Origin of the sequence: Kitasatospora sp. NPDC057965 (genome assembly GCF_042887135.1) — a bacterium.
Classification (GTDB): Bacteria; Actinomycetota; Actinomycetes; order Streptomycetales; family Streptomycetaceae; genus Kitasatospora.
This window is the reverse complement of record NZ_JBHVPZ010000018.1, coordinates 82,484-103,101: the sequence shown is the minus strand read 5'-3', so window position 1 is coordinate 103,101 and position 20,618 is coordinate 82,484. Positions and strand designations below refer to the sequence as shown.

General features: G+C 72.8%; 32 protein-coding genes. 1 reads left to right on the top strand and 31 read right to left on the bottom strand.

Annotated elements, in window-relative coordinates; translation table 11 throughout:
* Positions 1-7: 7 nt before the first annotated feature.
* From ACFVVU_RS23685 to ACFVVU_RS23625, 13 genes are all read right to left on the bottom strand, one after another.
* Entirely contained in the window at positions 8-418 is a 411-nt protein-coding gene (locus tag ACFVVU_RS23685; protein WP_387792057.1) for a hypothetical protein, read from the bottom strand.
* Positions 415-798 carry a hypothetical protein gene (locus tag ACFVVU_RS23680; protein ID WP_387792056.1) on the bottom strand — a complete coding sequence of 128 codons (384 nt, stop codon included), beginning with the start codon at positions 796-798 and terminating at the stop codon, positions 415-417. The genes ACFVVU_RS23685 and ACFVVU_RS23680 overlap by 4 nt, the downstream gene beginning before the upstream one ends.
* Entirely contained in the window at positions 795-1,196 is a 402-nt protein-coding gene (locus ACFVVU_RS23675; protein WP_387792054.1) for a DUF6093 family protein, read from the bottom strand. The genes ACFVVU_RS23680 and ACFVVU_RS23675 overlap by 4 nt, the downstream gene beginning before the upstream one ends.
* Positions 1,193-1,750 (bottom strand): hypothetical protein, encoded by a 558-nt coding sequence (locus ACFVVU_RS23670; RefSeq protein ID WP_387792052.1) that lies wholly within the window; start codon positions 1,748-1,750, stop codon positions 1,193-1,195. Before ACFVVU_RS23670 ends, ACFVVU_RS23675 begins: the two co-directional genes overlap by 4 nt.
* 1 nt (position 1,751) lies before the next feature.
* Positions 1,752-2,285: a hypothetical protein gene (locus ACFVVU_RS23665; RefSeq protein WP_387792051.1), complete on the bottom strand. Its 534-nt coding sequence runs from the start codon at positions 2,283-2,285 to the stop codon at positions 1,752-1,754.
* A gap of 15 nt (positions 2,286-2,300) precedes the next feature.
* The gene (locus tag ACFVVU_RS23660) at positions 2,301-3,305 is read right to left on the bottom strand and encodes a major capsid protein (protein WP_387792049.1); all 1,005 of its coding nucleotides are present in this window, start codon (positions 3,303-3,305) and stop codon (positions 2,301-2,303) included.
* 9 nt (positions 3,306-3,314) lie between these two features.
* The gene (locus tag ACFVVU_RS23655) at positions 3,315-4,028 is read right to left on the bottom strand and encodes a hypothetical protein (RefSeq protein ID WP_387792048.1); all 714 of its coding nucleotides are present in this window, start codon (positions 4,026-4,028) and stop codon (positions 3,315-3,317) included.
* A 49-nt stretch (positions 4,029-4,077) separates the two neighbouring features.
* Positions 4,078-5,055 carry a hypothetical protein gene (locus ACFVVU_RS23650; RefSeq protein WP_387792046.1) on the bottom strand — a complete coding sequence of 326 codons (978 nt, stop codon included), beginning with the start codon at positions 5,053-5,055 and terminating at the stop codon, positions 4,078-4,080.
* Positions 5,055-6,521, bottom strand: coding sequence for a phage portal protein (locus tag ACFVVU_RS23645; RefSeq protein WP_387792044.1), 1,467 nt, complete (start codon positions 6,519-6,521; stop codon positions 5,055-5,057). Before ACFVVU_RS23645 ends, ACFVVU_RS23650 begins: the two co-directional genes overlap by 1 nt.
* Before the next feature lie 15 nt (positions 6,522-6,536).
* Positions 6,537-8,159 (bottom strand): terminase TerL endonuclease subunit, encoded by a 1,623-nt coding sequence (locus tag ACFVVU_RS23640; protein ID WP_387792042.1) that lies wholly within the window; start codon positions 8,157-8,159, stop codon positions 6,537-6,539.
* Positions 8,156-8,602, bottom strand: coding sequence for a hypothetical protein (locus tag ACFVVU_RS23635; protein ID WP_387792040.1), 447 nt, complete (start codon positions 8,600-8,602; stop codon positions 8,156-8,158). The genes ACFVVU_RS23640 and ACFVVU_RS23635 overlap by 4 nt, the downstream gene beginning before the upstream one ends.
* 328 nt (positions 8,603-8,930) lie before the next feature.
* Complete coding sequence (locus ACFVVU_RS23630) at positions 8,931-9,134, bottom strand: hypothetical protein (protein WP_387792038.1); 204 nt, start codon at positions 9,132-9,134, stop codon at positions 8,931-8,933.
* The gene (locus tag ACFVVU_RS23625) at positions 9,131-9,607 is read right to left on the bottom strand and encodes a hypothetical protein (protein ID WP_387792037.1); all 477 of its coding nucleotides are present in this window, start codon (positions 9,605-9,607) and stop codon (positions 9,131-9,133) included. Before ACFVVU_RS23625 ends, ACFVVU_RS23630 begins: the two co-directional genes overlap by 4 nt.
* Positions 9,608-10,037: 430 nt before the next feature.
* Between ACFVVU_RS23625 and ACFVVU_RS23620 the strand changes: the two genes are divergently transcribed.
* A complete protein-coding gene (locus ACFVVU_RS23620; RefSeq protein WP_387792036.1) occupies positions 10,038-10,355 on the top strand; it encodes a hypothetical protein in 318 nt (105 codons plus the stop codon).
* A gap of 157 nt (positions 10,356-10,512) precedes the next feature.
* Here the strand turns inward: ACFVVU_RS23620 and ACFVVU_RS23615 are convergent, their stop codons facing one another.
* The 18 genes from ACFVVU_RS23615 to ACFVVU_RS23530 all read right to left on the bottom strand — a co-directional run bounded on the left by ACFVVU_RS23615 (position 10,513) and on the right by ACFVVU_RS23530 (position 20,608).
* Positions 10,513-11,265 carry a DUF2637 domain-containing protein gene (locus tag ACFVVU_RS23615; protein ID WP_387792035.1) on the bottom strand — a complete coding sequence of 251 codons (753 nt, stop codon included), beginning with the start codon at positions 11,263-11,265 and terminating at the stop codon, positions 10,513-10,515.
* Between the two features lie 122 nt (positions 11,266-11,387).
* Positions 11,388-11,702, bottom strand: a complete 315-nt coding sequence (locus tag ACFVVU_RS23610) for a DUF6221 family protein (protein WP_387792034.1) — start codon at positions 11,700-11,702, stop codon at positions 11,388-11,390.
* Between the two features lie 8 nt (positions 11,703-11,710).
* Complete coding sequence (locus tag ACFVVU_RS23605; RefSeq protein ID WP_387792032.1) at positions 11,711-12,430, bottom strand: hypothetical protein; 720 nt, start codon at positions 12,428-12,430, stop codon at positions 11,711-11,713.
* A gap of 80 nt (positions 12,431-12,510) precedes the next feature.
* The gene (locus ACFVVU_RS23600; RefSeq protein WP_387792030.1) at positions 12,511-12,936 is read right to left on the bottom strand and encodes a hypothetical protein; all 426 of its coding nucleotides are present in this window, start codon (positions 12,934-12,936) and stop codon (positions 12,511-12,513) included.
* Positions 12,933-13,136, bottom strand: a complete 204-nt coding sequence (locus tag ACFVVU_RS23595; RefSeq protein ID WP_387792028.1) for a hypothetical protein — start codon at positions 13,134-13,136, stop codon at positions 12,933-12,935. The genes ACFVVU_RS23600 and ACFVVU_RS23595 overlap by 4 nt, the downstream gene beginning before the upstream one ends.
* 106 nt (positions 13,137-13,242) lie before the next feature.
* A complete protein-coding gene (locus ACFVVU_RS23590) occupies positions 13,243-13,629 on the bottom strand; it encodes a hypothetical protein (protein ID WP_387792027.1) in 387 nt (128 codons plus the stop codon).
* A gap of 74 nt (positions 13,630-13,703) precedes the next feature.
* Positions 13,704-14,042, bottom strand: coding sequence for a hypothetical protein (locus tag ACFVVU_RS23585; protein ID WP_387792025.1), 339 nt, complete (start codon positions 14,040-14,042; stop codon positions 13,704-13,706).
* A 68-nt stretch (positions 14,043-14,110) separates the two neighbouring features.
* Positions 14,111-14,464 carry a hypothetical protein gene (locus ACFVVU_RS23580; protein ID WP_387792023.1) on the bottom strand — a complete coding sequence of 118 codons (354 nt, stop codon included), beginning with the start codon at positions 14,462-14,464 and terminating at the stop codon, positions 14,111-14,113.
* Between the two features lie 10 nt (positions 14,465-14,474).
* Positions 14,475-14,681, bottom strand: coding sequence for a hypothetical protein (locus ACFVVU_RS23575; RefSeq protein ID WP_387792021.1), 207 nt, complete (start codon positions 14,679-14,681; stop codon positions 14,475-14,477).
* A gap of 96 nt (positions 14,682-14,777) precedes the next feature.
* The gene (gene ssb, locus ACFVVU_RS23570; protein WP_387792019.1) at positions 14,778-15,266 is read right to left on the bottom strand and encodes a single-stranded DNA-binding protein; all 489 of its coding nucleotides are present in this window, start codon (positions 15,264-15,266) and stop codon (positions 14,778-14,780) included.
* Positions 15,266-15,457 carry a hypothetical protein gene (locus tag ACFVVU_RS23565; protein ID WP_387792017.1) on the bottom strand — a complete coding sequence of 64 codons (192 nt, stop codon included), beginning with the start codon at positions 15,455-15,457 and terminating at the stop codon, positions 15,266-15,268. Before ACFVVU_RS23565 ends, ssb begins: the two co-directional genes overlap by 1 nt.
* Positions 15,454-16,800: an AAA family ATPase gene (locus ACFVVU_RS23560; protein ID WP_387792015.1), complete on the bottom strand. Its 1,347-nt coding sequence runs from the start codon at positions 16,798-16,800 to the stop codon at positions 15,454-15,456. Before ACFVVU_RS23560 ends, ACFVVU_RS23565 begins: the two co-directional genes overlap by 4 nt.
* The gene (locus ACFVVU_RS23555) at positions 16,800-17,612 is read right to left on the bottom strand and encodes a hypothetical protein (RefSeq protein WP_387792013.1); all 813 of its coding nucleotides are present in this window, start codon (positions 17,610-17,612) and stop codon (positions 16,800-16,802) included. The genes ACFVVU_RS23560 and ACFVVU_RS23555 overlap by 1 nt, the downstream gene beginning before the upstream one ends.
* Positions 17,613-17,689: 77 nt before the next feature.
* On the bottom strand, positions 17,690-17,959 hold the full coding sequence (locus ACFVVU_RS23550) for a hypothetical protein (protein WP_387792011.1): 270 nt from the start codon (positions 17,957-17,959) through the stop codon (positions 17,690-17,692).
* 32 nt (positions 17,960-17,991) lie between these two features.
* Positions 17,992-18,537 carry a histone-like nucleoid-structuring protein Lsr2 gene (locus tag ACFVVU_RS23545; RefSeq protein ID WP_387792009.1) on the bottom strand — a complete coding sequence of 182 codons (546 nt, stop codon included), beginning with the start codon at positions 18,535-18,537 and terminating at the stop codon, positions 17,992-17,994.
* Positions 18,538-18,552: 15 nt separating this feature from the next.
* Entirely contained in the window at positions 18,553-18,825 is a 273-nt protein-coding gene (locus ACFVVU_RS23540) for a hypothetical protein (protein ID WP_387792007.1), read from the bottom strand.
* Positions 18,822-19,142: a hypothetical protein gene (locus ACFVVU_RS23535; RefSeq protein ID WP_387792005.1), complete on the bottom strand. Its 321-nt coding sequence runs from the start codon at positions 19,140-19,142 to the stop codon at positions 18,822-18,824. Before ACFVVU_RS23535 ends, ACFVVU_RS23540 begins: the two co-directional genes overlap by 4 nt.
* Positions 19,142-20,608 carry a UvrD-helicase domain-containing protein gene (locus ACFVVU_RS23530; protein WP_387792004.1) on the bottom strand — a complete coding sequence of 489 codons (1,467 nt, stop codon included), beginning with the start codon at positions 20,606-20,608 and terminating at the stop codon, positions 19,142-19,144. The genes ACFVVU_RS23535 and ACFVVU_RS23530 overlap by 1 nt, the downstream gene beginning before the upstream one ends.
* Positions 20,609-20,618 lie beyond the last annotated feature (10 nt).

Here is a 20,618-nt window from a genome sequence, read left to right as displayed (position 1 = left end):
CTCCAGATCATGCGGAAGCGGAGTGGATCAGGTACTGGACCGGCAGGTACCAGCGGGGCGGGGTGACGTCGTCGTCGCGCGCCAAGGGCGGCCCGCCGTTGGGCTCGGGCCGCCAGCAGACCCGGCCGTCTACCACCAGGCCGGCGGCGAAGGCGCGCCGGACGCGGCCGGCCGTGCCGATCGCGCCTTCCGGGGTGGTGGCGACGGCGGTCGCCTGCAGCGGCAGGTCCAGGTCGGTGCGGTCGTTGGCGAGCGACGCCGCCGCCTCGATGCCCGGCGACGGGTACAGCACCACGTACGTCTTGGGCAGCGCGGTGCCCGGAGGGGCGCCGCCGAGGTAGACGGTCAACCCGGTGGCCTCGATCGCGGCCTGGGCGGCGAGGACGTGCGGCAGGTCCTCGGGCACCGGGGCGGTCACAGCAGGTCCCGGGCGAGCTGCTCGACCGCGGCGAAGAACCGCGGTTCCTCGGTCCGGAGCGCGCGCCCGCCGTCGTTGTGGCCGCCCTGTCGGGACGTGCCGTACTCCAGGATGTTGCCGAGCGCACCCTGAGGGGCGCCCTTGTCGGGGCCGATCACCACGAAGGCGCCGCCGGGCCCGACGACGGGCGGGTCGTAGGAGATCGAGCGCGGGTAGTGCGGCGCGTACCGGCCCGCCGTGGCGCGCGCGTTGGAGGCCCAGTCGCGCTTGATGTTCAGGGCGCCCCGGCTGAGGACCTGCCGGGTCTGGCGGTCCATCTCGGCTCCGGCCCTGGCCAGGTCCCGGATCACGGCCTCCAGGCCGCTGATGTCCACGCTCATGACCGCACCTCCGCACTGATCCGCCAGGCCGTGGCCGTGGCGCTGTAGGCGACGCCGGTCACGTGCAGCACGAGACCGGGCATCCGGGGGTCGGGGCTGGTGTCGACGGTGAAGGTGTCGCCCGGCCGGACCGGACCGGCCGGGACGGCGGCGAAGGGCAGCTTGATCTCGTAGCGCATCAGCACGACTTCGCGCTGCTCGGCCTGGACGCCCTCGGGCATGGCCTGGGTCGGCTTGACCTGGGCCTTGCCCGTGTAGAGCGGGGTGCTCGCGGTCGTGGTCTCGCCGGTGACGGGGTCGTAGACGTCGGGGCCCGGGCGGGCGAGGCGGCCGGTCTCGCGCATCCGGGCCTCGGCCATGGCCCGGCCGGCGGCGAGCGCGGCGGCTTCGGTGGTCACCCGGTCACGCTCACCTTCGGCCCGGCGAAGGCTTGCCGGATGGTCTCGGCCTCGCCGTCGAGGAGGGAGGCCCGGGCGTCCGCCAGGGTCTCGGCGAAGTCGTCCACCTGGTGCGAGCGGATCATCGTGGGGTTGAGCAGAGTCCGCTTGACGGCGTCGCAGGCGATCGCCCGGGCGACCTGGTAGGCGGGCTCGTCCTCGTCCAGGCCGTGGGAGTAGGTGACGGTGGTGGCGCCCCGCCATACGCAGCCGTCGAGGCGGGTGAGCCTGTCGCCGCCGTCCCACTCCCACTGCTCGGCGGTGAGCCCGGCGACGGCGGTGACCGCGAGGACCGGGCGCTGGGGCAGCGTCAGAACCAGGCTTCGGGAGCCGCGCAGGACGACGGTGTCGTTGTCGACGCGGCTGATCTGCTGGTAGCCGGCAGTCATCCGGATGAGGTGCGAGGCGTCGCCGAGGAGCCGTTCGGCCTGGGCCTGCTCCTCGATGCTCAGCACCCGGTCGGGCGGCAGCCGGGCCATCAGGTCGGCCACCGAGGCGAACGGCCCCAGCACCATGTCAGCCTCCCTGAGCCCCGTACGTCTTGACCAGCTCGGCCTTGGTGGCCTTCTCGATCTTGGCCCGCCCGGCCTCGTCGCCCTCGTCGGTCTGGGAGAGCGCCCAGGCCCGCCACTCGGCGACGGGTGCCGCCTGCGCCGGACGCTGGAGCACTCCCGGTCCCTGCTCCTGGAGGATCGTTTCCTCCTGCGGCGCGGGCGGCGGGATCGGGGCGGTCAGGCCGGGGGCGGTGACGGCCGGGCCGTGCGGGTCGTTCTCGCCGGCGCCGGTGGGCGCCTGGTGGTCGCCGGCGCGGGGGTCGACGGCGGCGTCCCGCAGCGCGGCGCCGACGCGCCGCACCGTGACGTCCCGGGCGTCCACGACGGTGCCGACGCCGCGCAGGGGGTTGAGGACCTCGCCGTCGACCTCGTAGCCGGCGCCGCGGCAGTAGCCGATGACGGCCTCGTCGTCGGTCTCGGTGGCGCCGTCCATGAAGTGGACGCCGCCGGGGCCCGGCCCGGTGTAGCCCGGCACGGGCGTGCGGATGGTGGCCACGCTGTTCTCCTTGACTCAGGCGGACTTGATGTTGCGGAAGACGGCGGCGGCCTTGGTCGCCTTGAGGACCGGGGCCGCCGGGCCGAGTTCGACCTCGCCAACCTTGACGGCCCCGGCGGTGGTGAAGTCGGGCAGCCACGACTGGACGAGGGGTCGTCCGGCCATCGACACGGCGTGGAAGCCGTCCAGGCCGAACCGCACGGCGTAGAGGTCGCCGAGGTTGGCGATGTTGCCGCCGGCGCCGCCGGCGTCCGGGTCCCGGGTGACCAGGCCGATGACGTCGTTGTTGGACCCGGCCTTGGCGCCGAGGTTGACCAGCGGGATGCCGTTGTACCGGTCGACGGGTCGACCGAAGGCGTCCTGGGTCTTGTCGTACTGGTCGGTCCAGATCGCCAGGACCTTGAACAGGGCGAGGGTCTTCTTGTTGCCGAAGATCGCGCCGGGCGCCTCGTCCATGGCGGACAGCCAGCCGTCGATGTGCTTGAGCGCGGCCAGGGCGGTGGCCTTGTCGTTGACCGTGGTCCAGTCGACGTAGCCGGTGGCCACGCCGTTGTTGAGCGGCAGGTACTCGGTGGAGCTGCCGGTGAGGATCTTGGAGAGGCCGTCGAACCCGTTGACGTCCACCGCGACGTCGCCGTTGATGACGGCGTCGGCGAACTTGGCCCGGGCGGCCTTGATCTTCTGCTGCATCTGCAGTGTGGTCTCCGCGCCGGCGGCGACACCGTTGAGGACGCGGTCGATCTGGAAGGACCCGCCGAGGGGCTTCAGGTCGACCGTGTAGGCCTGCTTGGTGACCTCGCCCGGGACGTACTCAGCGTTGATCGCGCGGAAGTCGGCGTTCGCCTGGGTGATGAGGCGGGTGTAGCCGTAGGTCAGGGTTGCGCCGGCGCCGCCGATGTTGACGACGTCGTCGAAGGTCATGTTGTCGAGCAGGAAGGACGACTTGGCGAACTCGTCGATGACGTTGCGGTCGATGTCGTCGGTGGCGTTGAGCTTCGCCTGGGCGAGGGTCACGGGCATGGGTGTCTCCTATCGGCCGGTCTGTGCGGCGAGTCGGGCGGCGACCGCCTCGCCGAGGCTGGCCGCGCGCTTGGTGGGGGGCTTGCGGGCGCCGCCGTCGGCGCCGCCCTGGAACCGCCGACCGTCCTTCTCGGGCCGGGCGGCCAGGTAGGGCTCGTCCTCCAGGAGCTCGTCGATCAGTTCGCTGATCGCGTCGCGGTCGGGGCGGCCCTTGTCGTTCTTCGGGATGTCGGTGAGGTCGAGCAGGCGGGCAGCCATCTGCGGGTTGGCCAGACGGCCGGCTGCTGCGGCGACGGCCGCAGCCTCGACCCGCTCGGCCCAGACCTCGGCCTGGGCCTCTTCTCGGGCCTGGGCGCGGAGGGCCTCCGGGTTGGTGCCGTCGCCGTCGTCCTCCTTTTTGCCGTCCTGCTGGCCGCTGTTCTGTTGGCGGAGCTGGGACTTCAGCTCTCGGTTCTCCCTGCGCAGGGCCCGCATGGCCTTCTTACCGGCGTCGCCGAGGTCCTTGTCGTCGCCCTGGTCGTCGCCGTCGCGGTCGTCGTCCTGGTCGTCGTCGGTGTCGTCGGCGTCGTCGTCCTGCTGGCCCGCGTCGTCCTGGTCGTCGGTTCCGTCGCCGCCGCGGATGGGCCAGATCGGCTGGGGGCCGCTCTCCCCGGTGCGGGGCTTGCGCCAGCCGACGGCGCGCAGGCCGGTCAGGGTGTGCAGGGGCAGGGTGGTGTCGAGCATCGCGCTCTCCGGGGTGTCGCGGGCGGCGTCGCGCCGCCCGGGCGTTGGGTCATTGCAGGTAGGCGTACCGGCGGAGCATCTGGAGGGCCTCCTCGCGGGTGGCCGCGAGGCGGTAGATCTCCTCGGGCATCAGCCGGGCCGAGACCTTGAAGCCCCGGCCGGACGCCGGGACGAGGCCGCGCCGGATCGCCCGGGCGCGGTCGCGGGAGTAGAAGTAGCCGCGCCGGCTGGCGCCCTCGCGGGTGGCTTTGCGGCCGTCGGCGGTCGTGTAGAGCGCGCCCTCGCGGCGCGCGTTGACGACCTGGTCCAGGTGGGCGCCGTCCCGGATCGCCCGGGCGCCGTCCTTGCCGAACCGGCGGTCCTGCTCGGCCCTGCTGAGGCCGTCGAAGACCTCGCGCGGCTGGACGATGGGGCTCCGCCGGCCGCGGGTGGTCGGTTCGTGGATGCACTGGCAGTTGGGGTGCCGGTCGAAGGCGGCCGCGCTGCCGTAGACCTGCCCGGCGAGGATGATGCAGCGCGCGCACCCGCGCCCGCCCACCACCCGCACGTAGCCGGTGCACCGCCGGTCGGCGATGATGCCGACTCCGGAGGCGACCCGGCCCGCGTCGGTGACCTCCGAGGTGACCGTGCGCAGGAGCTGGGAGCGGCCCCGCTGGAGGGCGAGGTCGGACGGAAGGCCGGCGGCGACGTCGGTGACCGCGCCGATTGAGGGCAGCTCCAGGAGCGAGCGCAGGTCGCGCCCGTCTGCGGCCAGCCCAGCGAACGCGCCGACGTTCAGCTCGCCGACCGGATCCGGCCGGGCCCCGGCCGCGGCGACGGCGGCCGCCACGTAGTCCTGGGCGCCCGTGGCGGAGGCCTGCTGGGCGGCGATCAGGACGGCGAGCATCTGCTCGGCCACCTGCCGCCAGGAGGCGCGGATCAGACGGCCGTCGACCCGGGCCCACAGGGCGTCGGCGGAGGCCACCGCCCGCGCGGTGACGGCGCGCTGGCGGGCCGCCCGCTGCTCGGAGACCGCCAGGGCGGGCATCAGGCCGCGCCCATGGCGGCCGGGTCGCCCGCAGACGCCAGAGGGCCGGGGTCGTCGACACCGGAGAACGCCAGGGCGCGGGCCGCGCGGTTGGCGTCCTTCTCCAGCATCGCCTCCATGCGGTCGATCTGGGTCGGGGTGTAGCCGAGGTCCTCCATGAGCTGACGCCACGGCACCCCGAGCGACTTCTTCTTCAGGACCGCGTCGACGTGCTGGGCCTCGGTGCGGTACTCGACGCTTCCCCAGACCGTCTCGGCCAGCGGGTCGGTGCCGCGCTTATCGTCGCCCTTGACGAGGAAGGCGAGCCGCATGGCCTCTTCCCACGTCTCGCCGGTGAACATCGTCTTGTCACGGGTCTTGGCGACCAGGCCGGCCGCGCCCTCGGCGAGGGTCTCGGCGTTGACGTTGACGAGCTTGCCGGTCATGTAGCTGGGCGGGGTGCGGGACAGCGCGCCCACGTGCTCGATGAGCATCTCGATGCCGGTCACGAAGTTGCGCAGGTCGGCGGCCGCAAAGTTCCCGAACTTCGCGTCCGGCGAGCTCGCGCGCAGCATCTTGGACACCGACAGGCGCCACATCTCCGGGTCGTCGATCTCCTGGCCGGTGCGCGGGTCCTTCGGCAGGTCGATGCCCGTGCCCCAGCGGGCCGGGAACGCGCCGGCCTCGGCTGCGACCAACATGTCGACGACCAGCTTGTTCACGGCCCGCTGCAGCGGCATGACCTGCTCGTGCTCGGGCGAGGGCGGGTCCACCAGGCGCTGGCGGTTGACCAGTTCCAGCATCGGCACCCTGTTGAGCGGGTTGTCGATGACGGCCTGGTCGAGCTTGCCGACGGCGCGCGGCGACCAGGTGGCCAAGGCGGCGCTGGAGGGCAGGATGAGCCGGGTGGCGGCCGCCGAGCGGCGCCACTTCCAGATCTGGTCCGGAAGGTACAGCGTCGCGTAGCTGTAGCTGTCTTCGCCGTCCCACAGCTTCAGCGCGGCCTTGCGCCGGCTCCGGTTGCCCGGCTCGTACACCACGATGCACTGGGTGGCGTCCTCGACCGTGATCTGGGGCTCGGTCTCGTTGTCGTCCGGGTTCTCCGCCCAGACCAGAACGAACGCCCTCGACTTGACCATCATCTCCGTGTGGGCGATGCGGGCCCAGGCGTCCATCTTGTTGGTCTGCCAGATGCGCTGAGCCTCCCGGTCGGCGGCCGCCGGCTCGCCGTCGACACCGTCGCCGAACCGGAAGCCGAGCGGCGTCATCCGCTCGGCGGGCGCGTCGCACACCACCTGGCACCAGTTGTCGGAGAAGCCGGCGAACAAGCCTCCGAAGGCCGCCCTGAAGCGGTCCGAGGCGAAGGCGAGATGCTCGCTCTTGCCGCGATAGAACTCGTTCGCGATGGTGATGCCGGCCTGCCGTTGGAGGAGCTTCTCCTCCAGGACCCGGGTGATCCGCAGGGCTTCCTGCTCGGTGACGGGCACGGGCACCCCCTTGGGTCAGTAGCCGGTGAACGAGGACGATCCGCCGCCGTGGGAGGCTTCGTGGCGCAGGTGGTCGGCGCGGGCCTCGACGGCGAGCGCGGCGGTCACCGCGCTGTCGATCTTGCGGTCGGGTGCGGGCTTGGCGATCGCGATCAGCCCGCCCGGGCGGCGGACCGGCTTGGCGTTGCCGATGTGGTCGGCCATCGTCGGGTGGCCGTCGTGGGTGAGCTCGCCCGCCAGGACCGCCGTCTTGAGGCGGTCCAGGGCCGGGCACATGCGGGTGCCGACCCGGGTCTCGAAGATGAGGAAGGTCTCCTCGCCGAACTCGGCTGCCCAGGCGTCGCACTCGTCGCGCCAGTCCGGCGGGTCCCCGTACGCCCGCGCCACCTTGTAGGTGTCGAAGACGTGCGTCATGCCGGCCTTCACCTCGGCGCGCGGCACCCTCCAGGCGTCCGGGTCGCCGTCGTCCCACTTCGTCCACACCATCGGCCGCCCGTCCGGGAACCGCGGGGTGAAGACGTGGCCGTCGGAGACCCGGCAGGCGGTGATCGCCGTGCAGTCGTCGTGGTCGCTGCCGTCGAAGCCGACCGTGATCAGCTCGCCCGGCTCGATGTCCTGCGGCAGCGCGCAGCGCTCCCACAGGTGCCGGGACAGCCACGTCTCCGACAGGGACACGGGCAGGTTGAGGAAGTACCGCCGGAACTTCGCCCGGTCCTGGGTGGGCTTGTGGGCCAGGACCACCATGCGGTCGAGGTCCATGTGCGCGGCGAACGGACCGTACGCCGCGATCAGGCCGGCCTTCAGCTGGACCGGGTCGTCGTAGGCCTCGTCCTCCAGCAGGGAGGCCGGGGCCTGCTTGTGGTCGAAGTACAACCGCGGCGCCTTACCCGCAAGGTAGTTGCGGTGGGTCCGCTCCGCGATCGAGTCCTCGCCGATCGCGTACATCGTGGACGTCTGCAGGAACCAGGGCTCGGCCGCCTTGCGCTTCATCGTGTTGCGCTCGACCGTCTCGTACATGTCCCGCAGTTCGGGCAGCACGTACAAGTGCGTCTCGTCCGCGACGGAGAACGACTCCTTGCCGCCGTCCTTCGCGGCGCTGGACGCCGTCGAGGGCCGGATCTCCCCACCGCCCGGCAGGAACACCCTGGTGCTGGACTGCCAGTCGTTGCCGATGTCGATGCCGGGGTAGTCCTCGGCGATCCGCTCGGAGTGGCTGAGCATGTAGGTGACGTTGGCGTAGGTGTTCCCCGCCTGCGTCTCCTCAGTGGCCAGACACCGGATGAACGGGTACGTCACCGGGCGGCCGACCGGCTCACCGACCTCGTACTCGTAGCCCCAGTCCGAGACCTCTCCGGCCTTGGCCCAGTGGTCGAACCGAACCGGGGCCAGCGCCTCGGCCACCACGACCATCCCGGCGACCTCGGACTTGGCCCGCCCCTTCGCCCGGGACAGCATCGCCTCGTCGAACCGGCGCCGCCCCTGCCCATCGATCCCGTAGACGCAGGCGAGGAACCGCAGCATCTCCGAGTCGAGCTCGATCTCCTGGCCCTGGACGTCGCCCGGGCCGTGCGGCAGGTAGTACTCGATCCAGTCCGCGAGGGCGTAGCCGAGGGAACGGCGCGGCCCGGGCGTCCTCATTCCTCACCGACCGCCCGGAGCCGCTGACGCGGGTCGTCCCGGCCCTGCCGGGCCGCGGCCCGCTCGGAGGCCCGGGTCGCCCCATCACCAACCTCGGCCGAGCCGAGCGACCAGCGCAGCCGCAGACGGTCCGCCGCCGTACCGCCCAGGGCCGCCTCGTTCAGCCGGACTTCGCTGAGGAGCTCCTTCGTCGGCTTCTCCCAGAACGCCTCGACCAGCTGGGCCAGCATGTGCAGGCGCTGCCAGTCCGTTGCAAGGAAGGTCGCGGCCTGCGGGCTGTGCCGCCAAGTCTCGTACCACCCCAGGGTCCGGGTGTCGTAGTCGTGGCCACCGGGCAGGTCCGGCGCCGGGCCGGTGAAGCCCTCGGCGGGCAGCACCGTGCCCTCGGGCCCCGCGTTGCGGCGCCGGCGGTTCGGGTTCGGCGTGGGGCCGACTCCAGCCATGGCAGATCGCCTCCTCGCCGTCGTCGCTGTGGGTCACCGATCGGGGCCGCCGGGAACTCCCAGACCCGTACACGCCGCGAGATACCTCCCCCGCGGGTCCCGCTGGCCTGGCGGGAGGGGGTCACCCCCCTGGGGTCGGTGACCTTGCGTAGCCGGTCACCTCGGGTGATTAGTCACGCACTGTGCTCGATGGTGGCCGCGCGCTCACCCTGGGTGGCTGCTGGTACTGCTGTGGTGGCAGCGAGCGCTCGCTGCCTGGCCTGGCTGCCACTGAGGGTGAGCGCTGACCTGCCTGGGCTCGCTGTCCGTAGCCGCGGGAGGCCCCGGGTCACCGCTCCCGCAGGTCGATGGCGTACCGGGAGCCAGCCTCGGCGGCCGGGTCCCAGCGCAGCCGCACGACCACGTCGCCGACGGTGACCTGCTGGTCGTCGTAGCCGCAGACGGTGACGCCGGTCCGATCGGCCACCTCCTCCAGCGTGGCGAGGGCGGAGGCGAGGGCCTGCAGCTGGGGTGCGGTGAGGAGGTCGGTCATCGGTCTGCAGCTTCCGCCGGCGGGTCGAGCAGCAGGCCAGCCCGGGCGGTGCCGCCCGTGGCGGGCAGGAGGGCACGCATCTGCTCGTCGGTGAGCGTGTGCTCCTCGGCGATCATCGTGCCGCCGCCGGGCAGTCGGTAGACGGTGATGTAGCTGGCGCCGACGCCGCCGAGCGTGGTCACGTCGACCTGGTCGACGAAGACCCCGGGCAGCGGGACCAACTGGTCGACGGCGCGGCGGACGGTCCAGGCCTGGGTGCGGTTGTCCGGGTCGATCAGCTTGTGGCCGTCCTGGCTGAGCTGGAACTCGTGGTAGCAGATGACGATGCGGTCGCCGGTCTGCTCGATGGTGAGCGGCAGGTCGGAGGAGACGGCCTTCGGGTCGATGCTGTTGGCCTTGAGCCAGCGGCACAGCAGCTCGCGGTGCTCGTCGACCTGCTTGGGCGTGATGGTGGTGAGCACGCGGCTGGTCATGCGTTCCATCCTCCTGGCTGGTGCCGGCCGGTCTCTCGGCTGTGGCAGCTGTGGCACAGGCCGCGGCCGCGTGCCGGGTCGTCGGGGTCCAGGCCGCGGCCGACGAGCTCGCGGCGGGATAGGGGGTGGTGGTCGGCGTGCCTGCTGGGTTGGCCGCAGGGCTGGCCGTGTCCGTGGTCCGGCTCGGCGCAGACGCACTGGGGGTCGCGGGCAAGGACGCCGGGTCGGAAGCGGCGGCGGTGCTGCTGGCCGTAGCCGCGCTGGGTGGTGGTGCCGCGAGCTCGCTCTGCTTTGGCGCGGTGTGCGGGGCAGCGGCCGGAGTCGGTGATCGTCGGGCAGCCGGGCACGGTACATACGGTGCGTGCTGCACGTCTGGCCATGGTGATCACCTGCCTCTACGCTGGGCGCCCTCGAACCAGAGGGGGTAGTGATGGCATCTCAGGTGACGCAGGGCCTGACGACCGCGGGGCTGATCCTGGCGGCCGGGGGGCTGGCGCTCGGCATGTACCCGGCGGGCGAGGACTGCGGGTCGCCGTGGTCGCCGGCGACATCGAGCTATGCGCAGGATGTGCCGGCGTCGTGTGCGCTGACGATCTCGGAGCGGCAGCCGATGGCGTGGCTGATGCTGATCGGCGGGTCGGCGGTCCTGTTCGGCGGGCTGGTAGCCCGGCCGAAGCTGGAGCCGGTGGCCGCTGCTGAGGAGGAGCCGAGCCCGCACGGTGTGGGCCAGGGCCCGCTGGTGCCGTAGGCGAATAGGGCGGCCCGCCAGCGGAGCGGACTGGCGGGCCGGGTCTTGGGAACGCCGAAGGCCCCGCTGCTGCTCGGCTGCGGGGCCTTCGGTGGAGTCTGTCTGTGTCCGGGCACGCCGGACTTGGGGCCAGTGTGGATCACTGGCCGCCGTGGCGTCAAGCGGCGCGGAGCTGCTGCTCGGCGGGCAGGTCCCGCAGATGAGGCTCGTGCTGCTCGACCTCAACCCGGAGCGTTCCCCGGATCAGTCCGTCGGAGACGGTGTAGCCGGCGGCGGCGAGGGCCGCGCGCATCGTGGCGGTGCCGGGTCGAACCCCGATGTCGTAGCACTGGCGGATCACCGTGCACCGCGGGTCGGAGTAGACCGGGGGCAGGACGGGCGGGGTGGTCGGCTTGGGCGGCAGGACCGGGGCGGTGACGGCCGTCAGCGGGGCGTCAGCGGGCACCGGCACGGCCGGGCGCGGTCGAGGCGGGGTCGGCCGGGCTGTGGTCAGCGCGCGGTAGATCTGCCGCATCAAGGCGGTGTAGGCCAGCAGCGCGGCCACGGGCGGGACGGCGGCGACGACCTGCGTGGTCGTGTCCACTTCGGCGCCGACGGAGACGACGTTCAGCACGATGGATCCGGCGGACCCGGCGGCGACCAGGAGCATGGCGAGCACGTCGAGGCGGCGGAGGAGTGAGGCCCGGAGGACGAGCAGCTCGCCCACGATCACGAAGGTGTCGAGTGTGGCCGGCCAGGCCCAGGCGCGGGCGCCGCCGAGCTGGTGGTCGGTGGCGAGGTCGTGCAGGGCCTCGTACGAGAGCCACATGGCGACGCCGGTGAGAGCGATGGTGGTGATGGCCGCGCCGATGGTGAGGCCGAGGACGGCCCGGCTGCGGTCGGGTACGGCGATAGGGTGGCTGGTAGCCATGGGAGGTCACTCTCCGGTGGTGAGGGCCGGGCCGGGGCTGCGATCCCCGTGCCTGGCCCGTTGTCTTGGTGCTGATCATCCTACCGGTGACGGGCGTCAACGTGCCCGTCACCGGCGGGCGTTCAGACTTCTGGAGCCCATTCGGGCCGGTAGTCGGGGTGGTCGGCATAGGACAGGGCGAGCAGGAAGAGGACTGCGTGTCGCCCGTCCTGACTGAAGCTCTCCGTGTCGGCCATGACTCGCCGCTTGGCGTCGACCTCGGCCAGCGCCCGGGCGGGGGTGTAGCGGTCGAGGAAGGGGCCGACCTTGGCGCCGAGTGGGTCACCTCGTCCTTCGGCCCAGTCGTCCACCACGTCAACCACGTTGCCAGCCTCCCGGGCGACCTGCTCATCTTCGTCGAGGCGGGCTGTCAGGAAGTCGGCCAGGCTCATGTCCATGCTGTCCATCATGCCGCTCCGGTGAGGCCGTTGAGCAGCGCCGTGCCGGTCCAGGACAAGCCGCAGCCCGGGCAGGAGATGACGAAGTCGTCCTGGCTGCTGGTCACCTCGAAGTCGGCGCCGCAGGTGCACTGCCGGCCGGTGGGCTGTGCGTCTTCGGCCGGGCGGTCGCCGAGGGCCTGGTCGAGGCGGCGGCGGACCGAGGTGGCGGTGAGGCCGATGCGGGCGCGCTGCTGGTCGGAGAGCGGCCGGAACGGTCCGTCGGCGCCGGCGATGCGGGCGGCGAGCCAGCGTGCGGCGGTCTCGCCGGTCCGGCCGACCATGTTGAACCGCCAGCGGCGCGCGTCCTGCTGGTCCTTCAGCCCCATCAGGGCGAGGGAGCGGGCGACGTCGTCGAGCGGGGACGCGCCCCGGACCTGGGTGGTGAAGGCCGGCCGCTGCACCGCGCCCGCGATCTCGTCGGCCAGGGCGAGCAGCTCGCTCTCCAGCTCGGTGATCGTGTCCAGGACGCTGACGCGGAGCGGGGCGGGGCGCTCGCCCGGGGCCGTCGCGGTGCGCTCGGCGCGCTCGAGGGCGGCCTCGTAGTGCTGCTGCTCGTCCTGCTCGTCGGTGAGGGTGTGGCGGATGCCCATGGTCGGAGGCCAGGTGGTGGGGGTGCGGGCGTCGAGGAGCTCGCGGAGGGCGAGCCACTGAGTGGCGATGTGGAGCAGGTCGGTGTGGGTGGTCACGGTGGTTCTCCTGGCTGGTGCGGCGTGGGAAGGTGGGCGTCAGCAGGGTGGTGACGGGCGTCAGCGGCTGTCGGGGCAGGTCACGGCCGGGCCTCGTAGCGGGTGGTGCGCTCGCGGATGCGCTGCTGGCTCGCGCGCTGTCTGGCCTCCATCTCGGCCCGCACCTCGGGCGGCTCGGCGTCCGACGCGGCCTGTACGGCGCGGGTCAGCTCGGCGATGTGGTCGGCGTGGTACGGGTCGACGGTGGTGTCCTGCCGGGCGGCCCGGCGGCGGGCGGACTGCCACGCCGCCCGGTACCGGCTGGCGCGGGCGGCCTGCTGCTGGAGCTGGACGACGTACGCGCCGGACGGTGCCCGGCGGACCGCGGCCCCGGCGCCGGCGAGCTGGGCGCGGAGCTGGCGGACGCCGGCGCGGAGGGCGGCGGCCTCGTCGGGGGTGAGGCGGCGGCGGTCGGCGGTGCCGAGGAGGCGGTCGAGCTGCTCGGTAGTGAGGGGCGGCATCTTCACGGCTGCGGCTCCTCGGGAGCGTCTTCGAGGAGCCACTCGGTGAGGAAGTCACGCAGCGCGGTGACCCACTCGCGGTCGAGGCCGATCTCGACAGCACCTGCCTGGATGTCGTAGTAGGGCACCTCGGGCAGGTAGATGATGTCGATCTTGCGGTGCGGGTCGTGGTGGATGGCGAGGAACTCGGCGGGCTCGTTGGTCACGGTGTGTCTCCGGGGCGGGGTTTGCGGTGGGTGCCGTGGCACAGGCCGGTGAGGGTGAGGGCGCTGCCCGCCAGCCACAGGCCGGTAGCGCCGAGCAGGGCGAGGGTCACCCGGCGGACTCGGGGGCGTCTTGGCCGAGCACCGCGCGGGCCAGGTCGATGGGCTCCCAGAGCGCGGCCAAGTGGCGGACCATGCCGCTCAGCCACTTGCGGACGGCTGGTTCGTCCGCCTCGGTGACCGGGATGCTGTACGACATGCAGCTGCTCTTGCGCGGCATGATGAAGAACAGCTCCAAGGTCTCCCGGCCGTCCCACTCGTGGTGGCCGGGCTTGTGCCAGTCCCAGCGGTAGAGGTGGTTGAGGTCGGCGTTGAGGTGGGGGGCGATCTCGGTGGCGAACTCGTCCCAGTCCTCGCACTCGTTGGGGTAGCCCTCGGCGCCGTAGTACGGGTGGTCGAACTCCCAGAGGTGCTGGGCGGTGGGCTGGTCAGGCATCGGGTGCTCCTCGGTCAGGAGGTGGTTAGGAGGTGGGGGTCTGCCGCCCGGACGGGGGCGGCAGACGGGGCGGGTCAGCGGCGGTCGATGTCATGGATCCAGGCCGCGCAGACGGCGGCGACCTGGATCAGCTCAGCGCGGATCTTGGCGGGGTCGGCCTCGGCGACCGCCTCGTACGCCTCCTCCAGCAGGACCGTCGACCAGTCCGGTTCGGCGCCGCGCTCGTTGAGGCTGCGGTAGTAGTCGGCGCTCTGCTGGAAGTGGTCGCGCTGGTCGCACTGGAGGGCAGCGTCGCCGTGCAGGTCGAGGTAGCGCTGGTCGCCCCAGCGGGCGATCTGGCGGGCGCGCTCGGCGTCGATGGCCTCGGCGAACGCGCGGACGCCGGGGGTGTTGAACAGGGCGGGGTAGGACAACGGTGGTCTCCTTCGGCGTGGGGCCGCCCGGGGTGACGGGCGGCCGTTGACGGGCGTCAGGCAGGGCGTCAGGCCGCGACGGGCTGGTTGTCGGCGGGGCAGTGGTGGAGGCGGAGGCACGCGGCCCCGGAGCGCAGGGTCAGCAGAGTGCCGGTGCCGTCCGCGAGCACCGCGGTGCCGATCCGGACCAGCTCGCCGTCGACGAGTCGGTCGAGCCAGGCCCGCAGGACGGGCAGGTCGTCGGCGGGGATGGTGTGGTGCCAGGTGCCGTCGTTGGCGGCTGGTACGCACCGCGGGGCCTGCCCGGTGGCGGTGGCCATGAGGGTGGAGAGGGCAGTGGAGAGGATGGTCGGGCCGGGCTGGACGAGGAGCCAGCCGAGGTAGTCGGCGGTGATGGTGGTGCGGGCGGCGGGGGCGTGCATCGGGTTCCTCTCAGGCGCAGACGGGGCAGCGGTGGTCGGCGATCTCGGTCTCGTGGCACCGGTCGACGCAGGAGCGGCAGTAGTCGCTGAGGTGGTGCCGGGCGTGGCCGTCGTAGCGGGTGTCGGTGGGGTCGAACTGCTGGCCACAGGCGCCGCAGGTGCCGCAGCAGATGCCTATGCAGGTGTCGGGGTTGTGGTCGTCGTCGGTGTGGGCCATGTCGGTCTCCGTGGGTGGGGTGTGGTCGGGGGCGCGCGGACCGGTCCGGACCGGTCCGCCGCCGGGGTGGGTTGGCGGCGGACCGGCGGGAGGGGGCTAGAACGGGGGTTCGGTGGTGCTGGGGGCGCCCGTGTCCCAGGGGTCGTTGTGGGGCTGCTGGCGGGCCTGCTGGGGCCTCTGGGGCTGCTGCTGGCGCTGCTGGCCGGTGCCGCCCTGCTGGCTGTCTCGCTGGGCCTTCTGGACCTTCGCGGTGGCGTAGGCCAGGGACGGGCCGATGGAGCGGATCGTCAGCGACACCCGGCTGTGCTTCTGGCCGTCCTTCTCCCAGGTCTCGGTGCGGGGCTCACCCGACACGAGGACCTCCATGCCCTGGGTCAGGGTCTCGGCGACGTGTTCGGCGAGCTGCTGCCAGGCGGTGCCGTCGATCCAGAGGGTGTCGCCGTCCTCCCACTGGCCGGTCTGGTCGTTCTTCCGGCGGTTCTGGAAGACGAGGCGGACGCGGGCGACGGCGGCGCCCGAGGGGGTGAAGCGGAGCTCGGGGTCGGCGACGACGCGGCCGACGCCGGTCATGGTGGGCAGGGGCATCAGGGGGTCTCCTTGCGGTAGGTGTGGATGAGCTGGGGGCTGTCGCCCTCGGGGATGCGGTAGACGGCGAGCTGGTCGGGCCAGGCCCAGAAGGTGAAGTAGCTGGTGCCGATGCGGCGGACCCAGATCGAGAGCTGGCCGTCGTCGCTGGTGTGCGGGCCGACGCGGGGGTCGGCGGTGAGGCGGGTCACGAGAGTGCTCCGGTGGGGCTGTAACCGGTGTACGGGTCGGCGTCGACGGGCTTGTAGGAGCGCCAGGGCCAGCCGCCTTCGGCGCCCTGGCAGATGAAGGCCGGCCACTGGCGTTCGTCGCGGGCGCCGCGCCAGGGGATGATGCGGCGGCCGCGGTCGTCCTGGGCGGTGCGTTCGTCTTCGACCGGGCGGAGGCCGTAGCCGAACTCGGGCCAGCGGAGCCAGAGGCTGGAGCCGACGGGGCGGAGGGCGCGCGGTCCCATGGCGCCGCCCTGCGGGGAGTGCGCCTCGAGGGAGAGCGCGCACCCAGCGGTGGCCCGGGCCTCGTCCAGGACCACGGTCACCTTGCGCGCGAGTTCTTCCGAGTTGGGGTCGCCGGCGTGCAGCCGGTAGATCGGGCCGACGATCAGCAGGTCCGGCATGGTCGCTTCGACGCGGCGCATCAGCCAGGCGCGGCCGTCGGGGCGGGTGAGGTCGACGCCTTCGGGGCGGAGGTCGATGTGGAGCTGGCCGCGGCGGACCGGGGTGCGCATGCGCTCGGCGGTGTTCAGGAGGGCGCGGTAGTGGCGGCGGGACTGGCGGGCGGAGTTCTCGCAGTCCAACACCAGCACCTTGCGCGGGCCGAGGGCGTTGGCCTCGTGGCCGAAGGGGAGGATGCCGGCGGCCGCGGTGACGGCGAGCTGCCGCTGAAGGACGCTCTTGCCGCCGCCTTCGCCCGCCGTCCACACCACCCGGTCGGTGTGCTCGAGGAGGCCGGGCAGGACCCAGTCGTAGCCCTCGTCGGGGTGGGCGATGTGGTCGTGGACGTCTTCGACGGGCTGGTCTTCGACGGCGCGGCCGGCGTCGCGGACGGTGCGGAGTCGGGCGACGGCGTGTTCGGCGAGCTCGGCGGCGGCTTCGTCTCCGCCGGTGGGGTCGAAGGCGGCGCCGGTGATGTCGCGGCCGGCCTGGATGAGTTCGCGGCGCAGGGCGAGGGCGCGGAGGTGGGCGGCGAGCCACTCGGGGTTCGCGCCGCGTTCGGCGGCCTGGATGCAGGTGTGGAGGTAGCCGGGGCCGCCGACGCGGTGGAGGTCTCCTTGGGCCTGGAGGCGGTTGGCGACGGTGATGGGGTCGATGGGCTGGGCGGCGTCGAGGAGCGTGCTGTAGGCGGTCCAGATGGTGGCGTGGGCGGGACGGTAGAAGTCGGCGGCGGCGAGGTTGAGGTCGCGGAGGAGTCGGCGGGGGTCGCGGGCGAGGGCGACGGAGCCGACGAGGGCCTGCTCGGCGGTCAGGTCGTGGGGCTCGGTGCGGGCGAGCGGGTCGTCCAGGCCGTCGAGGTCGAACGGCGGGGCGGTGGTGGTCATCAGTAGATTCCTCGGTCTGCGTAGGTCTGCTGCTGGCTCTGCTGGAGTGCGACAGGTCCCTGGTCGGTGAGCTCGTCGTCGTAGCGCTCGCCGTTGAGCCAGGTCGTCGGGTGCGGGACGTACTTCGGGGCGGTGTTGATGGCCCGCCAGTGGGCCGCGTGCCGGGGGACGGCGGCGACGATGGCGGCCGGGTCGGCTCCGCGCTTCAGGGCCTTCGCCCACGCAGTCCGGGCGGTGCCCTTGCCGACCTTCTTCGGGTAGGCCGCCCAGAACGCGTCGAACAGGTCCGACTGCGGCGGTGCTGAAGCACGGGGGGAGGGAGAGTTCTCTCTCTCGAGGAGTTGAGGAGTAGGGGTCTGGGATTCCCTGACACTGAGATCCGGGATTTCCTGACACTGAGAGTCGGACAAGGTCAGGGAATCGCTGACACTGAACTCCTCCTCTGTGTCAGGGATTTGCGGACACTGAGGCTGCTCTGTGTCAGGGATTTCCTGACTCTGAAGTCCGGGTTCAGGGTCTGGGATTTCCTGACCCTGAACGAGGTTGAGGATCTTGTACTTCGCGGTGGCGTGGCGCTGCCCGGCGGTGGCCTTGGCCAGCGCGCTCTTGGCGATCAACTTCTTGATCACGTCGTAGAGCTGAGCCCGGTTGACCTTCGCTCCAGCGAGGATCTTGGGGTCCTCGACGCTCGACCACGTGAGCCGGGTGTCGTCGTTCGCGTCCTCCGCCAGGACGACCAGGAGGAGCTTCTCCCGGTGCGTCAGCGTCTCCGGCGCGTGTCGCAGCACCTCGACGATCAGGCGGATTCCCACGTGCTGGTCCTTTGGGGTCGGGGTCGGGGGTGGTGCTGGCGCCGGCGGCCGGGCGGTCATCCGCCGGCGCCAGCGGTCTACGCGCCGGTCAGCTCGGCGTACAGGGCCCGGCAGTTGTCGCAGTCGCAGGTCTTCCAGCCGTTGTTGCCGCTGACCCGCTCGCCGGGCGGGGTGATCGTCTCGACCGGGCGGTGCACGGTGAAGGTCGGGCGGAGCACCGCCTTCGTGGACTTGCGGCAGCCCTTGCCGCAGGAGAGGCCGCCGATGGCCTGGCACTTGCTCTTCGGGGCGTCGGCCTGGTGCTGGACGTCGGGGTGGCCGCAGCCGCAGATGTGTCCGATGTACATGGGGCAGTCCTTCGGTGAGGAGCGGGAGGGGGTCAGGCGGCGGCGGGCTGGGTGGCGCGGTAGGCGTCAACGACGGCGCGCGGGACGAGGCCGACGGGGGCGACCTGGTGGCCGTTGTCGCGGGCCCAGGCCCGGATCCGGGCGGTCTCGTCGCGGTCCGGCCGGCCGATCGGGCTCGCCTCCTCGTCGGCGGTCGGCTTCGGGCCGGGGCCCTTGGCGTCGCGCAGGGCCTGCCGGGCAGCGGCGAGCTGCTGCTCGGCAGCGCGCACCTCCTCCTCGGCGGCCGTGACCGCCTGCTCGCGGCGCTGGGCCTGCTGGAGGTCGGCGAGGGCGGCCCGGGCCTGCCCGGCCAGGCGCTGCAGGCGCGGGCTGGAGTGGTCGGTGCCCCAGGCGATCAGCGTGGCGGCCGTGTCGATCGGCGGGGCCGGGGCGGCGTTCCGGTCGGCGACGAAGGGGATGTGCGCGGCGGTGACAGCGGCGGCGATCTGGTGCTCGGTCAGGCCGGTCGCCTCGGTGATGACGGGGACCTTCTCGCCGTTCTTGTACATCGAGACGGCGACGGCGGTCTGGGCGTCCATGGGGTTCTTCTCCTTTCAGCTGGTGGTACGGCCGGTGGCGGCCTGCGCGAGCCGGTAGTCCTGGACGCTGGCGCGGCGCTTTCCGGCGGCGATCGCTCGGGCGTCGACGAGGGCGCTGGCGGACTGCGGGGTGGGCAGGGCCTGGGGCCGGTAGCCGGGGCCGGGCTGCGGCTCGGCGTGGCCGGCTTGGGCGGCCGGGGTGTGGGCGGGGCAGCGCCAACCGGCCGGGTACAGGCGGGCGTCGGCGCCGCACGGGCCCTTCCCGGCACCGCACCGGTGCGCGCTCACGCCGCCGCCCCCTCGGCCGCCTTCTCCTTGGCCACCCAGCGGGCGACCTTGCGCTGCACGATCCCCGCCCGGGCGGCCATGTCGTTGTAGGAGATACCGGCCCGCCACATGAAGTGGACGGCGAGCCTCTGCTCGGCCACGTTGAGCGGGGGGATCGGCTCCTGGCCGTTGGCGGCGCGCTCGACGGCGACCAGGTCTACGTCGTCGTCCGTGGTGGTGTCGGTGGTGCTGACCCAGATGCACGGGCGGCGGCGCAGGTACGCGGTGCTGCCGGGAACGAACTGCTTGGTCCGGACCTCGTAGTGGGGCTGGGTCATCAGTCGCTCACCGCCGTCACCGAGCCCACCCAGGCGAGGGCGGCGTCGTCGAGGCGGAGGCGGGCGCGGGTGACGGCGACGTAGGCGAGGCGGGCTTCTTCGCGGCGCAGGATTCGGTGCCCGGTGGCCGGGTCGGGCTTCGGGGCCCGGAAGTCGCCGTGGATCCGCACCGCCGGCCACTCGCGGCCCTTCGCCTTGTGCGCCGTCGAGACGACGAGTTCGGCGTCGTCCTCGGAGGCGATCGCGTCGGCCGCGTCGGCGATCGCGTCGGCCCCGTAGTCGTCGATCAGCTTGACGAGCACCTCGAGGCTGCCGTCCTCCTCGGCGGCGTACTCGCGTACCGCCGACCAGCTGGGGAACGCGATCAGCTCGGGGTGGTCGGTCGGCTTGCCCTGCTGGAGGTCGCGGGCAGCCCAGGCGAGGCGCTTCATGTCGGTGCCGCCGCCGACCAGGGCGACCCGGCGGTCGGCCTTCAGCGCCTCGAGGACGACGCCGACCGCGCCGGAGTTGGTGCGGCACAGCACGGCGTCCGGCTGGTCGACGGGGCCGACGGTGCTGTTGCAGCCGTCCCAGCCGGTGAGCCGCAGGTCGGTGCCGACCAGGTAGAGCCAGGTGTTGGCGGCCTCGGCGATGGCCGGGCCGAAGCGGAAGGACTGGCTGAGGGTGGTGAGTTGGGCGCCGAGCTCGCGCTCGAAGCGGCCGAGCGCGTCGCGGGCGCCGCGCCAGGCGTAGATCTGCTGGGCGGAGTCGCCGACGGCGATGCGCTGGGCGTGCTCCTGGTCGAGCAGCACCTTCGCCAGGACGTCGTTGGTGTCCTGGGCCTCGTCGAGCAACACCACGTCCGCGGCGAGACGGGGCCGGCCGAGCGCCCACAGCTTCAGGTAGTGGTCGTGGCTCATCTTGAGCACGCCGTCCTCGCGCCGCAGGTCGGCCCACGCCGCGCGGGCGACGGGCAGCACCAGCTCGGCGATCGCGGCCCGGGTGGCCGGGCTGGTCAGCCCGTCGTAGCGGGGGACGTGCCGGGCGGCGAGGTCGTCGTCCGCGCTGTGGCAGTACCGCTCCACGGTCTCCAGGGCGGCGCGCATCGTCACCTTGCTGGTCATGGTCTTGACGTGGCCGAGGTCGGTGGGGATGCGCTGGATGCCGCCGGTGATGCGGTCGATGTCGAGGGCCTGGGCGGCCTGGAGGGCGGTCTGGCGCGGCCGTTGGATGCGCGGCAGGTACCGCGGGTCGAACGCGAGGCCGTGCCCGGTCGACGCGGCCACGTTGGCCGGGAAGCTCTTCTTCGCGTCGGCGGCGATGCTGCGGTTGTAGGCGACGTACGCCATGCGGCGGCGGCCGTCCGCCCGGGCGATCAGCTTCAGCGTCGAGGACTTGCCGCACCCTGCGCCGGCCTGAATGACCAGGTCCGTGCCGTCGCCGTACGAGGCGATCGCGTCGGCCTGCTCGACGGTGGGGGTGACCATGGGGAACCTC

Coding starts and splice junctions, on each gene's coding strand:
- ACFVVU_RS23590 (WP_387792027.1), bottom strand. CDS start 13,629: ATGCCTGACCAGCCCACCGCCCAGCACCTCTGGGAGTTCGACCACCCG.
- ACFVVU_RS23670 (WP_387792052.1), bottom strand. CDS start 1,750: ATGGTGCTGGGGCCGTTCGCCTCGGTGGCCGACCTGATGGCCCGGCTG.
- ACFVVU_RS23650 (WP_387792046.1), bottom strand. CDS start 5,055: ATGCCCGCCCTGGCGGTCTCCGAGCAGCGGGCGGCCCGCCAGCGCGCC.
- ACFVVU_RS23610 (WP_387792034.1), bottom strand. CDS start 11,702: ATGGACATGAGCCTGGCCGACTTCCTGACAGCCCGCCTCGACGAAGAT.
- ACFVVU_RS23550 (WP_387792011.1), bottom strand. CDS start 17,959: ATGTACATCGGACACATCTGCGGCTGCGGCCACCCCGACGTCCAGCAC.
- ACFVVU_RS23530 (WP_387792004.1), bottom strand. CDS start 20,608: ATGGTCACCCCCACCGTCGAGCAGGCCGACGCGATCGCCTCGTACGGC.
- ACFVVU_RS23615 (WP_387792035.1), bottom strand. CDS start 11,265: ATGGCTACCAGCCACCCTATCGCCGTACCCGACCGCAGCCGGGCCGTC.
- ACFVVU_RS23635 (WP_387792040.1), bottom strand. CDS start 8,602: ATGGCTGGAGTCGGCCCCACGCCGAACCCGAACCGCCGGCGCCGCAAC.
- ACFVVU_RS23560 (WP_387792015.1), bottom strand. CDS start 16,800: ATGACCACCACCGCCCCGCCGTTCGACCTCGACGGCCTGGACGACCCG.
- ACFVVU_RS23680 (WP_387792056.1), bottom strand. CDS start 798: ATGAGCGTGGACATCAGCGGCCTGGAGGCCGTGATCCGGGACCTGGCC.
- ACFVVU_RS23655 (WP_387792048.1), bottom strand. CDS start 4,028: ATGCTCGACACCACCCTGCCCCTGCACACCCTGACCGGCCTGCGCGCC.
- ACFVVU_RS23630 (WP_387792038.1), bottom strand. CDS start 9,134: ATGACCGACCTCCTCACCGCACCCCAGCTGCAGGCCCTCGCCTCCGCC.
- ACFVVU_RS23545 (WP_387792009.1), bottom strand. CDS start 18,537: ATGGACGCCCAGACCGCCGTCGCCGTCTCGATGTACAAGAACGGCGAG.
- ACFVVU_RS23640 (WP_387792042.1), bottom strand. CDS start 8,159: ATGAGGACGCCCGGGCCGCGCCGTTCCCTCGGCTACGCCCTCGCGGAC.
- ssb (WP_387792019.1), bottom strand. CDS start 15,266: ATGCCCCTGCCCACCATGACCGGCGTCGGCCGCGTCGTCGCCGACCCC.
- ACFVVU_RS23625 (WP_387792037.1), bottom strand. CDS start 9,607: ATGACCAGCCGCGTGCTCACCACCATCACGCCCAAGCAGGTCGACGAG.
- ACFVVU_RS23580 (WP_387792023.1), bottom strand. CDS start 14,464: ATGCACGCCCCCGCCGCCCGCACCACCATCACCGCCGACTACCTCGGC.
- ACFVVU_RS23575 (WP_387792021.1), bottom strand. CDS start 14,681: ATGGCCCACACCGACGACGACCACAACCCCGACACCTGCATAGGCATC.
- ACFVVU_RS23535 (WP_387792005.1), bottom strand. CDS start 19,142: ATGACCCAGCCCCACTACGAGGTCCGGACCAAGCAGTTCGTTCCCGGC.
- ACFVVU_RS23620 (WP_387792036.1), top strand. CDS start 10,038: ATGGCATCTCAGGTGACGCAGGGCCTGACGACCGCGGGGCTGATCCTG.
- ACFVVU_RS23660 (WP_387792049.1), bottom strand. CDS start 3,305: ATGCCCGTGACCCTCGCCCAGGCGAAGCTCAACGCCACCGACGACATC.